Annotated in this window: 9 protein-coding genes and 1 pseudogene; 1 reads left to right on the plus strand and 9 read right to left on the minus strand. The window is 58.0% G+C overall.

From position 1 onward, the window contains the following. Window positions 1-286: 286 nt before the first annotated feature. Together ACVWZ0_RS04080 and ACVWZ0_RS04085 are read right to left on the minus strand one after the other, a co-directional pair. A complete protein-coding gene (locus tag ACVWZ0_RS04080; RefSeq protein ID WP_253461128.1) occupies window positions 287-445 on the minus strand; it encodes a type I toxin-antitoxin system Hok family toxin in 159 nt (52 codons plus the stop codon). A gap of 224 nt (window positions 446-669) precedes the next feature. Continuing rightward, window positions 670-1,672 (minus strand): annotated as a pseudogene (locus ACVWZ0_RS04085) (zinc-binding alcohol dehydrogenase family protein). 97 nt (window positions 1,673-1,769) lie between these two features. Between ACVWZ0_RS04085 and ACVWZ0_RS04090 the strand changes: the two are divergent. Continuing rightward, complete coding sequence (locus tag ACVWZ0_RS04090; protein WP_253461126.1) at window positions 1,770-2,666, plus strand: LysR family transcriptional regulator; 897 nt, start codon at window positions 1,770-1,772, stop codon at window positions 2,664-2,666. 176 nt (window positions 2,667-2,842) lie between these two features. On the opposite strand, the gene ettA is transcribed toward ACVWZ0_RS04090, so the two are convergent. From ettA to urtB, 7 genes are all read right to left on the minus strand, one after another. Next, window positions 2,843-4,510 (minus strand): energy-dependent translational throttle protein EttA, encoded by a 1,668-nt coding sequence (gene ettA, locus ACVWZ0_RS04095; RefSeq protein ID WP_125290490.1) that lies wholly within the window; start codon window positions 4,508-4,510, stop codon window positions 2,843-2,845. Between the two features lie 107 nt (window positions 4,511-4,617). Continuing rightward, window positions 4,618-5,382: a DNA-binding transcriptional repressor DeoR gene (gene deoR, locus ACVWZ0_RS04100; protein WP_253455421.1), complete on the minus strand. Its 765-nt coding sequence runs from the start codon at window positions 5,380-5,382 to the stop codon at window positions 4,618-4,620. Between the two features lie 154 nt (window positions 5,383-5,536). Beyond that, window positions 5,537-9,475 (minus strand): non-ribosomal peptide synthetase, encoded by a 3,939-nt coding sequence (locus ACVWZ0_RS04105; RefSeq protein WP_253455419.1) that lies wholly within the window; start codon window positions 9,473-9,475, stop codon window positions 5,537-5,539. Between the two features lie 453 nt (window positions 9,476-9,928). Continuing rightward, window positions 9,929-10,627, minus strand: coding sequence for an urea ABC transporter ATP-binding subunit UrtE (gene urtE, locus ACVWZ0_RS04110; RefSeq protein ID WP_253461124.1), 699 nt, complete (start codon window positions 10,625-10,627; stop codon window positions 9,929-9,931). 1 nt (window position 10,628) lies between these two features. Beyond that, window positions 10,629-11,420, minus strand: a complete 792-nt coding sequence (urtD, locus tag ACVWZ0_RS04115; RefSeq protein WP_253455417.1) for an urea ABC transporter ATP-binding protein UrtD — start codon at window positions 11,418-11,420, stop codon at window positions 10,629-10,631. Then, window positions 11,413-12,489 carry an urea ABC transporter permease subunit UrtC gene (urtC, locus tag ACVWZ0_RS04120; RefSeq protein WP_253455415.1) on the minus strand — a complete coding sequence of 359 codons (1,077 nt, stop codon included), beginning with the start codon at window positions 12,487-12,489 and terminating at the stop codon, window positions 11,413-11,415. Before urtC ends, urtD begins: the two co-directional genes overlap by 8 nt. Next, complete coding sequence (gene urtB, locus ACVWZ0_RS04125; RefSeq protein ID WP_253455413.1) at window positions 12,489-14,051, minus strand: urea ABC transporter permease subunit UrtB; 1,563 nt, start codon at window positions 14,049-14,051, stop codon at window positions 12,489-12,491. The genes urtC and urtB overlap by 1 nt, the downstream gene beginning before the upstream one ends. Window positions 14,052-14,096: the final 45 nt, after the last annotated feature.

A 14,096-nucleotide genomic window follows, 5' to 3' on the forward strand; every position in this document is an offset into this window, starting at 1 on the left:
GGGAGACAGCGGCTTGTAATCAGATTTATGAGCGCCGGCTGCCTGTTGCCGTTTCAGTATAAAAAAGCGTCCAGGCGGCGGCATCGTACAGCCGCACAAGGATGGCGGGGCAAGGCGAGGGAAATTTTGGCATCTGGCTAAGCGGCTGCGGGACAGCTCACAGAAGCGGCGGATAAAAAGATCGGAAAGGGCCGCCAGCGTTACCCGACGGCCCTGTAAAAGGCGCTTGCGGCACGCCAGCTTTCATCATCTCCAAAAAGGCAGGGTTTCCCCCGCCTTCAGGTAGCTACTTGCCGGATTCGTAAGCCATGAGCGCCGCCACCTCCCTGTTACCGTCCCTGTAGCGGATCTCGCAGAGCGATTTCCTTACCAGGCCGGTGAATAGTAACAGCGTGAGACACACTATTAATATGCACAGAATAAGCGTGTTATGCGGTATTTTCATGGCTGCCTTCTCCTTGCCTTGCGGCGGGCAAGAAGCTATTCTGATGCTGTTGGTCATGCAGAACGCCTCGTTGGTTAATTGAAAAATGACCTTCGGGGCTTTCTTCTTTCTGCCACACTCTCCATCAGCATCGCTGCCAACGACATGAGGCAAAAAGCCTCAAGCGCCGGCGCAATTATACCGTTTCTACCCTCGAAGGATTGCGAGCCGTCTCAGGAGTTCGATTAATAAACCATCACCACTTTACCGCGCATATGGCCTTCCAGCACCAGACGGTGCGCTTCCGTCAGCGTTTCCACGCTCAGTCCCTGCAACGTTTTGCTCAGCGACGTGGTGACTTTTTCCGTCGTCCAGCAGTTTCGCCGTGGCGTCCAGAATTTCACCCTGGCGAGCGATATCCGGCGTGTTATACATGCTGCGGGTATACATAAACTCCCAGTGCAGCGCGGCGCTTTTCAGCTTCAGCTGATCCATATTGAGCGGCTTTTCGTTTTCCACGATGGTACAGATTTGCCCCTGCGGCGCGATCAGCTGTGCCAGCGTCTCCCAGTGGCCGTCGGTATCGTTCAGGCAGAAAATGTAGTCGACCTGCTTCAGGCCATGTTTTTCCAGTTCCGCAGGCATATCTTTATAATCGATAACCAGATCCGCGCCGCGATCTTTACACCACTGCGCCGAGTCAGGACGGGAGGCGGTGGCGATGATGGTGACCTTGCTGTGCAGCTTAGCGAAAGGAATAGCCAGCGAGCCTACGCCGCCTGCGCCGCCAACAATCAGCAGCGTTTTGCCTTCTTCAGCCTTATCAATCAGCAGGCGGTCAAAGAGACCTTCCCAGGCGGTCAGGGCGGTCAGCGGGATCGCGGCGGCTTCGGCCCAGTTTAGCGAGGTGGGCTTGTGGCCGACGATGCGGGAATCGATCAGCTGCTGCGTGGCGTTGCTGCCCGGACGGGTGAGATCGCCCGCATAATAGACTTCGTCGCCGACTTTAAAATTGCTGACCTTGCTGCCGACTTCCAGCACCACGCCGCTGGCGTCCCAGCCCAGAATGCGCGGCTCCTTAAGGCCGTTTTTCTGCGCGCCCTTATGGACTTTGGTATCCACCGGATTCACCGAGGCGGCTTTCACTTCGACCAGCAGGTCGTAACCCTCAGGGCCACGCTTATCTGTTTGTATTTCAATAAATTGATCCGGTTTTTCTGGATTAACGGCAATAGCTCTGATTGTCATAACACCTCTCCTTTGATTTATGCTATTGAGTGTAGAAGCTAAGCAGACTAATGATAAGTCGCACAATCACTAACTCAGCGTTCGTTTCAGGTGAACAATAATGTTTAAACAGCTGCAGGATATGGCTCTCTTTGCAATGGTAGCCGAGTGCGGCAGTTTTACCGGGGCAGCAAAGCGCGCAGGGTTGCCGAAATCCAGCGTCAGCCAACGTATCAGTCAACTTGAACAGGCGCTGGGATTGCGCCTGATTAACCGTACGACCCGCCAGCTTAATCTGACTTTTGCTGGCGAGCGTTATCTGGTGCACTGCCGCGAGATGCTACAGGCCAGCGAAAGGGCCAGCATGACCATCGATCGCCTGCGGGACAATCCAAGCGGACGCTTACGTATCACGTCGCCGGCCGGGATCGGAGCTACGCTGCTGGCGCGGTTTAACGCCGCTTTTCAGCAGGCCTGGCCGGATGTCATGCTGGAGGTGTCAGTATCGGATCGGATGCACGATATCGTGCAGGAAGGCTATGACATTGCGCTACGTACCGGCCAGCCGCAGGATTCTTCGCTCATCGGCAGGCGGGTTGGCTACACCAGGCGCTTACTGGTCGCTTCACCTGCCTATCTGGCGCGCTACGAAGCGCTTACCCATCCTCAGCAGCTGGCGGATCACCGCTGCATTGCCCATCAGGTATGGAACGAGTGGCCGTTAAGAAAAGAGGATGAGTATTATCGCTGGCAGCTGCCGCCGGTGCATACCGCCAATAATCTGCTGTACGCGCGAGAATGCGCCCTGGCCGATGCGGGTATTACGCTGCTGCCGGAAATGCTGGCTAAAGACATGCTGGCTGAAGGAAAGCTGGTAGAGGTGCTCCAGGACTGGAAAGCGTTGGGCAGCGAGCTGTGGCTGGTTTATCCCAGCCGTAAGCTGAACTCGCCCGCGCTGGTGCGCTTTGTCGATTTCGCGCTGGAGTCGGAGATTTTCCGGGAGTTTTATCGTTAGGGCTCGGTGTGCTCAGGCGAACTGCGGGGATTTTATCGTCAGGACCTGGCGCGCTCAGGCGAACTACGGGAATTTTATCGTCAGAGCGTGGTGCGTTCAGGCGAACTACGGGGATTTCAACGGCAGAAAAAGGTGACACGCCGTGCCGGCAGACAGCCGGGCACGGCGTAGCGAGATTACTTCGCCATACGCTTGTACTTGATGCGTTTCGGCTCCAGTGCTTCCGCACCCAGCGTACGCTTCTTGTACTCTTCGTATTCGGTAAAGTTACCCTCAAAGAACTCGATCTTGCCTTCATCCTGATAGTCCAGGATGTGAGTGGCAATACGGTCCAGGAACCAGCGGTCATGCGAGATAACCATTGCGCAGCCAGGGAACTCCAGCAGGGCGTTTTCCAGCGCGCGCAGGGTTTCGATGTCCAGGTCGTTGGTTGGCTCATCGAGCAGCAGCATATTGCCGCCGACCTGCAACAGCTTGGCCAGGTGAAGACGACCGCGCTCGCCGCCGGACAGTTCGCCTACGCGTTTGCCCTGATCGACGCCCTTAAAGTTAAAGCGGCCGACATAGGCGCGGCTTGGCATTTCGGTATTGCCGATGCGCATGATGTCCTGGCCGCCGGATACTTCTTCCCAGACGGTTTTCGAGTTATCCATGCTGTCGCGGAACTGATCGACCGAGGCCAGCTTGACGGTATCGCCCAGCACGATGCTGCCGGAATCCGGCTGTTCCTGACCGGACATCATGCGGAACAGCGTTGATTTACCCGCGCCGTTCGGGCCGATGATGCCGACAATGGCGCCTTTCGGCACGGAGAATGACAGGTCGTCAATCAGCAGGCGGTCGCCATAGGATTTGCGCAGGTTGCTGACTTCCAGCACTTTATCGCCCAGGCGCGCGCCAGGTGGAATAAAGAGTTCGTTGGTTTCGTTACGCTTCTGATAGTCGGTGCTGTTCAGCTCTTCAAAGCGGGCCAAACGCGCTTTGCCTTTAGACTGACGGCCTTTGGTACCGGCACGCACCCACTCCAGCTCTTTCTCGATCGATTTACGGCGGGCCGCTTCGCTGGAGGCTTCCTGCGCCAGGCGGGCATCTTTCTGCTCCAGCCAGGAGGAGTAGTTGCCTTCCCACGGAATACCTTCGCCACGGTCCAGCTCCAGGATCCAGCCCGCGACGTTGTCCAGGAAGTAACGGTCGTGGGTAATCGCCACCACGGTGCCTTCGAAGTCATGCAGGAAGCGCTCCAGCCAGGCCACGGATTCGGCATCCAGGTGGTTGGTCGGTTCGTCCAGCAGCAGCATGTCCGGCTTTTCCAGCAGCAGACGGCACAGCGCGACGCGGCGACGCTCACCACCGGAAAGATTAGCGACTTTCGCATCCCAGTCCGGCAGGCGCAGCGCGTCGGCGGCGCGTTCCAGCTGGGTATTCAGATTGTGGCCGTCGTGCGCCTGGATAATCTCTTCCAGACGACCCTGCTCGGCGGCCAGCTTATCGAAGTCCGCGTCTTCTTCCGCGTACAGCGCGTAAACTTCGTCCAGACGCTTCAGCGCGCCCACGACGTCGGCCAGTGCCTCTTCTACCGATTCACGAACGGTATGCTCCAGGTTGAGCTGCGGCTCCTGCGGCAGATAGCCGATCTTGATGCCGGGCTGCGGGCGAGCTTCCCCTTCGATATCTTTATCAATGCCGGCCATAATGCGCAGCAGCGTAGATTTACCCGCGCCGTTTAAGCCCAGGACGCCGATTTTTGCGCCGGGGAAAAAGCTCAGGGAAATATTTTTCAGGATATGACGCTTCGGCGGAACCACTTTGCCGACGCGATGCATGCTATAGACGAATTGAGCCACGTAGGATGAGCCTCTTGGTGTCTGTGTAATAATCGGGGCAGTCGCTGCCCACTCAGATAGCGAAGTTTAGCTGGTTTCACCCGGCAATCACAGACGCAGGCGGCAGATTATCCTGAGTACTGCGTCACGCCCGCCTGTTCCAGCCGCCGGGCCAGCGCTTCCGGCGCCGCTTTATCGCTGATTAGGGTATCGAACAGCGAGAGCTCGCCGATGCGCGCAGGCAGCACCTTGCCGAATTTGCTGCTGTCCGCCACCAGGATATTCTGGCTGGCGCGCTGTAGGGCCTGATGCTTCATCGGCAGTTCATTGAGGTTGAAGCAGGTCACGCCCTGATGCGCATCGATGCCCGCCGCAGAGATAAAGGCTTTGCCGGGACAAAGATTATCGATAACCGAGCCCTGGCCCAGCGGCGTGAAAATGGCGTTGTCGGAGTGAAACTCGCCGCCGTTGAGGATCACCTTACAGCGGGGTTTTTCTTTCAGCGCCAGGAAGGTGTTCACCGCGCAGCAGATGGCGATAAACTCCAGCTCGTTATCAATGGCGTCGATAATCCACGGCATGGTGGTGCCGCAGTCAAAAAACACCGTTTCGCCGGGCTGAATTAGCCTGGCCGCCAGCTGGCCCAGCCGCCGCTTCTTTTCCACGTTGTGCGCCTGCTGATCGGAAACGAAGTAGTGGCGCTGGGTAGCTTTAGGATCGCTGACGATATAGCCGCCAAGCAGCACCACGGAAGAGGGCTGCTCGCCAAGATCGCGTCGAATGGTCATTTCGGAAACGCCCAGCAGCAGCGCCGCTTCTTTCAGATGGATCTTGTCGGTACGCTTCAGCGCCTGGGCCAGTTTTTTTACTCGCTCGCTGCTACGGCTTTCCATAAACGGTTGTTCCTGTTCGGGGACGGGCGCTGCTTTTCCGTATAAATCGCTCTGATTTTAATAAGTTGCAGGGAAAGATGCAGGCAGAGGGATTATCTTACCCGCATCGGTAAAGCGCCGCAAACGCCAGTGTTTACGGCTCTGAAAGCAGCGGTTATGCGGTAGAGCTTTTCGTCGCGTGGTTGTCGGTTAGCGCCGCGATAATGTCCTGATGGCAAGAGATAATAGAGTGATGATCCGCTGCCAGCGGCACGATTTTAAGATGCTGACAAATTTGACCTAATCCATTATCGGTCATCGCCAGTATTTCGCGCCCGTCGTTTCGATCGATATTAATCAGGTTCACAAATTTTGTGGCCTTGAACAGCGTCACCCTGGTATGGCGAAGCGCTGAACTCAGCGGCTGATCGTTTAGCTTTAACTCCGTGTCTTCAATGCGAATAACGCGCCGGGCCGCTTCGCCTTCTAAGCCAATAGCCGCCAGCAGCGATCCCAGCATGCCTGGGGTAACGCGCTGCTGAACGGCCGTCTGGTAAAGGCTGTCCAGCACAAAAACGTGGATATGCCGATAACCGGCGCGTTCCAGCTGCGCGGCGATTTCCAGCGCAATAATGCCGCCCAACGACCAGCCGAGCAGATAAACCGGCCGATCCTGCGGCAGGCCGCGCTGTAGCATATGCTGCAAATAGTAAGCAGCCAGCGCGGGCAGGGCAGACACGGCAGGCTGATTAAAAAGGTTATAGTTATTAATCCCGATGACGTTCATTTTGCCTTCCAGGCTTAGCGCCAGATCCTGATAGATCTCGCAGCCGACAATGGCGGGATGCACCATCCACATTTCTCGGCTGGCCGTATGAACATTCAAAGGCTGAAGCAGACGAAACTCTGTCTGCGACCTGTTCATATGCTGAAGCAGTTTTTGCAGCGGTGGCGGCGAGGCGGCCGGGGTTTCGGCATGGTAACCGCTGCGAATAGCGTTGGCCTGTTGACGCAGCGTAGCGTGCGAGAGCAGCGTCTTCATCTCTATTGCGATCCCCTGGTTTTTCAACTTCATCATCAGCTGGATGGCATGAATTGAATGACCGCCAAGCTCGAAAAAATCATCGTCGCGGCCGATCCGGGAAACGCCCAGAAGATCGCTCCAGCACGCGGCCAGCAGACGCTCCTCGTTATCGATCGGCGGCAGAAAGGTTTTCTCTTCCCGTGCCTGTAAAACGGGCTGCGGCAGCGTTTTACGATCCAGCTTGCCGTTGGGCGAGAGCGGGAAGGCATCCAGCCGCACAATAGCGAACGGGATCATATAATCGGGCAGCGTTTCCTTCAGCTGTTCGCGAAGCCGCTGCTCAAGCCGGGCTTCCGGTTTAGCCACTACCCAGGCGACCAGCCGCTTATCGCCCCGATCGTCATCGCAGGCCTGCACCAGCGCACCTTCTACGCCAGCGCAGTGGCCAAGCTGCTGCTCAATTTCGCCCAGTTCGATACGCAAACCGTGAATTTTTACCTGAAAATCATTGCGCCCCAGATAGTCGATGCTGCCGTCGTCCAGCCAGCGGGCCAGGTCGCCGGTTTTGTACAGCCGGCCTTCACCGCAGGCGCTGAAAGGATCGGCGATAAACCGTTCCCTGCTCAGTTCAGGACGGTTGAGATAGCCTCTTGCGACCTGAATGCCGCCAATATGCAGCTCGCCGCTGACGCCAGGCGGAACGGGTTGCAGCTGCGCGTCAAGAATATAGAGGCGAGTATTGGCAATGGGTTTGCCGATAGGGATTAGCGGACGCGGATCCGCAGGCGAGCAGTGCCAGGCAGAAACATCCACGGCGGCTTCCGTCGGGCCGTAAAGATTGTGCAAAGCCGCCTGGGGCAGCTGCTGGTGGCAGCGTTGCACGGTAGCCAGCGGCAACGCCTCACCGCTGCAAACGATGCGTTTAAGGCTGCCGCACTGGACCATGTCGCCGTGGCGTAAAAAAAGTTGCAGCATGGAAGGAACAAAATGCAGCGTGGTAACCTGGTACTGCTGAATAACCTCGCTGAGGTAATCCGGCTCGCGATGACCGCCAGGTTTCGCCAGCGCCAGCCGCGCGCCTGTCATCAGCGGCCAGAAAAACTCCCAGACCGAGACGTCAAAACTGAACGGTGTTTTTTGTAACACCGTCTCTTCCGGCCGAAGCTGATAAGCCTGCTGCATCCATTTCAGCCTGTTCATAACGGCCAGGTGTTCATTCATTACGCCTTTCGGCTTACCGGTCGAGCCTGAAGTATAAATAACATAGGCCAGCGAGCGCTGTGGATGGTCGCAGGCAGCGGAAAGGTTGCCGGTTGGCGCTTCCCGCCAGTGCATTTTATCGTTCAGCAGATGCAGGCGGGGAACCGATCCCAACCCCCGCAGGGCTTTCTCCCCGGCATCGTCAACCAGCAGCGCGACGGCGCCGCAGTCTTCAAGCATATGTTCCAGGCGCTCCTGCGGGTAATCGGGGTCAAGCGGCACATAGGCACCGCCGGCTTTCAGTATCGCCAGCAGCGCTACCACCATCTCGCGACTGCGCTCAACGCAAAGCGCCACGCGGTCGTCCGCCTTAACGCCCTGCCTGCGTAAATGCCAGGCCAGCTGATTAGCCTGGCGGTTGAGCGATTGATAGCTGGTTTGCTGGCTGTAGCCACAGAGCGCGATGGCGTCGGGACGGTCGGCGGCCTGCTGTTCAAAATAGCGGTGGATACCTTCGGGAAAAGACCAGGCTTGCTCCGTAGCGTTCCAGCGATGAAAAATATTTTTCTGCTCGTCGGGCAGCAGCAAAGGCAGCTGCGCCACGGGCAGATCCTGAGGGCCGTCCAGGATTGCCGTCATCATTTGCAGCAGGCGATCGGCGATACGCTGCGCTTCTTCTTCACTAAACCAGGCCAGATTGACGTTGCACTCAAGCAGCGGGTCGTCGCCGGGATGGTAGTGCCGTAAATACACGGCCAGCGGTATTTGTTCATGGTGATGGCGCATCGCCTCGACCTTGAGCGGCAGGCCGTTCAGCTCGATGTCGGTCGGAAACGTTTCCAGCGAAAAGCTCAGGTCAAACAGCTGGCGGCGGCCCTGCTGGCTGAGACGCAGATGGCGATTCAGCTCGGCGATGGGAAAACGCTGGTGACGGTAGCTTCGGCGCAGTTCGTCAGCGACCTGTTTAATCAAGGGGGCAAAAGGCTGGCTAACGTCGATAGCCAGCCTGGCCGGGATCATCGATGAAAACATGCCGGGCGTTTGCTTATAGCGTGCGCCGCTGCGGTTATGCACCGGCATGCCCAGGGTAAGCGAATCGGTCTGCCACTGACGAGCGAACCAGCAGGCGAGGAGCGCGCTAAAAAAATGCATAGCAGAGCCGCCGTGCTGCTCTGCAAAGTTTTTCAGCTGTTGATAGCGTGCCGCCGTAATACGCCGCACCGCGTGCGCGCTGGGCCAGGCTTTATTTTCCTGAAAGCCCTGACGGCGCTCCAGCAATGAAGCGGGCGCTTCGGCAAAATGGTTAATCCAATATGCCCGATCGTGCTGATAGCGCTCGGAGCAGAGATATTGCTGGTCGCGGATAATAAAATCGCTATAGCCCGCAGAGAGAACGGGCGCACAGGGCGCCTGCGCCTGTAATGATTTATAACCGGCCATAATCATTTTACTTAACAGCGAAACTGAGGTGCCGTCGGCAATGATATGATGCGTGCTGAACAGCCAGAGCGTAGTGACATCATTAACTTTAACCGTCATGCTGCGCCAGAGCAGTTCGCCATGTAATTTAAAAGGTTTAATAAACTGGCGGCGAATAAATGCTTTGGCTTCATTTAACGACAGAGACGCCTGACTGACATCGTGGTATTCAAGGACGGGTTCTTTTTTATGGACGGTCGTCTGATTAATGCCGTGTTCATCTTCTTCAAGAATGATATTTAACGCCTCATGCTGCGCCATAACTTTCCTGATAGCGTCATGCAATAGATCTGCGGTAAATGTTGTATCGATGTGCCACAGCGCGCCCACGTTATAGCAGGGTGCTTCTGGGGTAAGAAGCTGATCGAGCCAGACGGCTTGCTGTACGGTAGTCAAAGGAAAAGTAGCCACGCAAATACCTCCGATGAGGGATAATTGGAAAAAATAAATCAGTAACAAGGTGGTTAAGTATATAAAGTTTACGAAAAGAAGATATGAAAAATTGGAGGAAACGTTATGAGTAAATTAACCTTAATTAATATGCCGTTAATTTTTTATGGGATAAAAATAATTATTGTTTGATAAACAGTTAAATAAGGAAAAATAGAGATATTGGTCTTTTTTAGAGACGGTGGTACAGCGCTATTTAAAAAAGGTTTTACAGGATTGAACAGGCATGTGGTTATTGGGATGGCAATGTATTTTAGGGATGGGTGTATATTTATCGCTGCGAATAATGTTTAAAGTTAATTGTGCGAAAACTCCGAGAAATATAATTGAGATGGCAATATATTAATCGATAAATATTAAGTCCTGTCGGGAAATAAACAACGCCTGCGGCCTTTTTCAGCGCAGGCGTCGCCATTAAATAGCCACCAGCCCGCGTACGCCGTCCGCTTCCATGGTTTCACCCCGGCCGCGCCGCACAATTTCGCCGCGCGACATCACCAGATAGCTGTCGGCAAGCTCGGCGGCAAAATCGTAAAACTGCTCCACCAGCAGGATAGCCATATCGCCGCGCTGCGCCAGCTGGCGGATCACTGCGCCAATCTCCTTAATAACCGAAGGCTGGATGCCTTCCGTCGGCTCGTCCAGGATCAGCAGCTGCGGACTGGCGGCCAGCGCACGGCCAATGGCCAGCTGCTGCTGCTGCCCGCCGGAAAGATCGCCGCCGCGCCGCAGCCGCATTTCCCGCAGCACCGGGAAAAGCTGATAAATCTCTTCCGGCACCTGTTTTGCCCGCGAGCCGGAAAAGCGCGACAGCCCCATCAGCAGGTTCTCTTCCACCGTCAGGCGCGGGAAAATTTCCCGTCCCTGCGGCACATAGGCCATCCCGGCCTGCACGCGCTGATGCGGCCTGCGGCCGTTGATGCGCTGTTCTTGCCAGCTGATGACGCCTGACTTAGCTGGCAGCAGGCCCATCAGGCACTTCAGCAGCGTGGTTTTCCCCACGCCGTTGCGCCCCAGCAGGCAGGTGATTTCGCCCGGACGGACCTCAAAAGAGAGGCCGCGTAAAATATGGCTGCCGCCATAATATTGATTCAGATCGGTGACTTTCAGCATCTCAGCGCCCCAGATAAACGTCGATAACCTGCTCATTCGCCTGCACCTCGCGCAGCGAGCCTTCCGCCAGCACCTGACCCTGATGCAGCACCGTTACGCGGTCGGCTATTGCTTCCACAAAGCCCATATCGTGCTCCACCACCATCAGCGAATGGCGGCCAGCCAGATCCTTAAACAGCCCGGCGGTGTACTCCGTTTCCGCATCGGTCATGCCCGCCGCGGGCTCGTCCAGCAGCAGCAGATGCGGATCCTGCACCAGCAGCATGCCAATCTCCAGAAACTGCTTTTGCCCATGCGAGAGCAGGCCCGCCGGACGCCCGCGCTCCGCGCCCAGCCGCAGCAGCTTCAGGACATCGTCAATACGATCCTGCTGCTCGCCGTTGAGTTTGCCGCGCAGGCAGGCCCACACCGATTTGTCGCCTTTGAGCGCGATTTCCAGATTTTCAAATACGGAAAGCGCCGCAAACACCGTGGGCTTCTGGAATTTACGGCCAATGCCCTGCCGCGCAATCTCTACCGGCGACAGCGTCGTCAGGTCGGTGGTCTGATCGTAAAATACTCGCCCGCTGGTAGGGCGCGTTTTGCCGGTGATCACGTCCATCAGGGTGGTTTTTCCGGCGCCGTTCGGGCCAATAATGCAGCGCAGCTCGCCCACGCCAATCTGTAGCGACAGGTCGGTCAGCGCCTTAAAGCCGTCGAAAGCCACCGTAATATTTTCCAGCTGTAAGACCGGGTCGGTTTGTCCGCGATAGCGATCCGCAGGGTGCGGCTGGGTAAAAAGCGGTTCAGTCATGCTTCCTCCGGCGAAGCAGGCCAATCACGCCGTGCGGCAGAAACAGCGTGACCAGGATAAACATCAGCCCCAGAAAAAAGAGCCAGTATTCGGGAAAGGCGACGGTAAACCAGCTCTTAGCGCCGTTGACGATGCCCGCGCCGAGCAGCGGGCCGATCAGCGTGCCCCGGCCGCCGAGCGCCACCCAGATAGCCGCCTCGATAGAGTTGGTCGGCGACATTTCACCCGGATTGATAATGCCGACCTGCGGCACGTAGAGCGCGCCTGCCAGCCCGCACAGCACGGCGGAAAGCGTCCAGACAAACAGCTTAAAGCCCTGCGGATGGTAGCCGCAAAATATCAGGCGGTTTTCCGCATCGCGCACCGCCGTCAGCACGCGGCCAAATTTGCTGCGCGCCAGCGCAAAGCCGATAGCGAGCGTGGCCAGCAGCAGCAGCACCGTAACGATAAACAGGGCGATGCGGGTACCGGTCGCCGTGACCGGAAAGCCGAGCAGGGTAGTGAAGCCGGTAAAGCCGTTGTTGCCGCCAAAGCCGGTTTCGTTGCGGAAAAACAGCAGCATCCCGGCCCAGGTCAGCGCCTGGGTCATAATCGAAAAGTAGACGCCTTTGATTTTCGAGCGAAAGGTAAACCAGCCGAAGATCAGCGCCAGCAGGCCCGGCACCAGCACGATCAGGCAGAGCGCCCAGGCAAAGTGCTGCGTGCCCGCCCAGAACCACGGCATTTTCTGCCAGGAGAGAAAGGTCATAAAGGCGGGCAGGCTGTCGCCCGAGGCCTGGCGCATCAGGTACATGCCCATCGCATAGCCGCCGAGCGCAAAGAACAGCCCGTGGCCGAGCGACAGCAGTCCGGCATAGCCCCAGACCAGATCCAGCGCCACGGCGACGATCGCATAGCAAAGAATTTTGCCGATCAGCGTCAGCGTCCAGGTAGAGATTGCCAGCGGATTGTCCGCCGGCAGCAGCGCGAGAAAAGGCAGGATCAGCAGCGCCGCCGTCACCAGCAGACCGGCGACGACGCTCAGGCGCGGCGCTTTTCGCGTCAGAGTCAGCGTAATAGGTTGCGTCATCAGTCAGTCACCCTTCCTTTGATGGCGAACAGGCCCTGCGGCCGCTTCTGGATAAACAGCACGATCAGCGCCAGCAGCAGGATTTTCCCCAGCACCGCGCCAATTTGCGGCTCCAGGATTTTGTTGAGGATGCCTAAACCGAACGCGGCCAGCACCGTGCCCGCCAGCTGGCCGACGCCACCGGTCACCACCACCAGGAAAGAGTCGATAATGTAGCTCTGGCCCAGCTCCGGCCCGACGTTGCCCAGCTGCGACAGCGCCACGCCGCCCAGCCCCGCAATGCCGGAACCCAGCCCGAACGCCAGCATATCCACGCGTCCGGTCGGTACGCCGCAGCAGTCGGCCATGGCGCGGTTCTGCGTCACCGCCCGCACGTTCAGCCCAAGACGGGTTTTGTTCAGCAACAGCCAGGTCAGGATCAGCACAAACATCACAAACAAAATCACCGCGATACGGTTGTAAGGCAGCACCAGCCCCGGCAAAGCCTGCCAGCCGCCGGACAGCCACGGCGGGTTAGCGACCTCCAGGTTTTGCGTGCCGAACAGCACGCGCACCAGCTGGATCAGCATCAGGCTGATGCCCCAGGTCGCCAGCAGCGTCTCCAGCGGACGGCCATAAAGATGGCGCACGATGGTGCGCTCCAGCGCCATGCCGATGGCGGCGGTGACGAAAAAGGCCACTGGCAGCGCCAGCAGCGGATAGAAAGCGAGCCACTCCGGGGCGTAGCGCTGAAACAGCGTCTGCACCAGCCAGGTGGCGTAGGCGCCCAGCATCAGCATTTCGCCGTGGGCCATATTGATAACGCCCAGCAGGCCATAGGTGATCGCCAGGCCCAGCGCCGCCAGCAGCAGCACCGATCCCAGCGACAGGCCGGAGAATGCCTGGCCGAGCAGCTCGCCCAGCCGCAGACGTTGTTGGATCTGCTTCAGGCTGTCGGCAGCGGCGGCGCGCACCTGCGCATTCGGCTCGTTTTGCGCCAGGCGCGTCAGCGCGGCCTGGGTTTGCGGGTCGCTGGTTTCGCCCAGCAGCTTTACGGCCTTCAGGCGTATCTGAGGATCGGCGTCGGCAAGCTGTAATCCGGCCACGGCCTGAGCCAGCACGGCGCGTACGTCGTCGTCCTGTTCTGCGGCCAGGCGCCCGGTCAGCAGCGGCAGCTGATCGGCCTGCGCTTCGTTTTGCAGCTCGCGCGCGGCGGCCAGGCGCGTGGCGGCGCTGTCGCTGACCAGCTGATGGGCGGCCAGCGTGGTGGCGACCAGCACGCGCAGCCGGTTGTTCATAAAGAGTTTTTTGGTGCTGCCCTCGGGCGGCGCATCGCCATCAAGCGGCGTCAGCCTGCCGTCAACGAGGCTGAACGGCCGTTTGCTGGCGTCCAGCACCACGTTTTCCTGATGCAGCGCGGTCAGCAGCGCAAGACGCGAGGCGTCCGGCTGGGCTGCCCACTGCTGAAGCAGCGCGACCTGGCCCGGACGGCTGGCGGCGGCGAAATCCGCGGCCGGCCCGGCAAAGGCGGCGGGCAGCAGGCACAGCGTAATAAAGAGCGTTAGCAGTTGACGTAGAATCATCGCGATGCCCATTCAGTGAAAAAAAGATGACCGGGCGGCGGCTGC

The organism is Erwinia sp. TECH1, from assembly GCF_054057575.1.

Coding starts and splice junctions, on each gene's coding strand:
- ACVWZ0_RS04080 (WP_253461128.1), bottom strand. CDS start 445: ATGAAAATACCGCATAACACGCTTATTCTGTGCATATTAATAGTGTGT.
- deoR (WP_253455421.1), bottom strand. CDS start 5,382: ATGGAAAGCCGTAGCAGCGAGCGAGTAAAAAAACTGGCCCAGGCGCTG.
- urtE (WP_253461124.1), bottom strand. CDS start 10,627: ATGCTGAAAGTCACCGATCTGAATCAATATTATGGCGGCAGCCATATT.
- urtD (WP_253455417.1), bottom strand. CDS start 11,420: ATGACTGAACCGCTTTTTACCCAGCCGCACCCTGCGGATCGCTATCGC.
- urtC (WP_253455415.1), bottom strand. CDS start 12,489: ATGACGCAACCTATTACGCTGACTCTGACGCGAAAAGCGCCGCGCCTG.
- urtB (WP_253455413.1), bottom strand. CDS start 14,051: ATGATTCTACGTCAACTGCTAACGCTCTTTATTACGCTGTGCCTGCTG.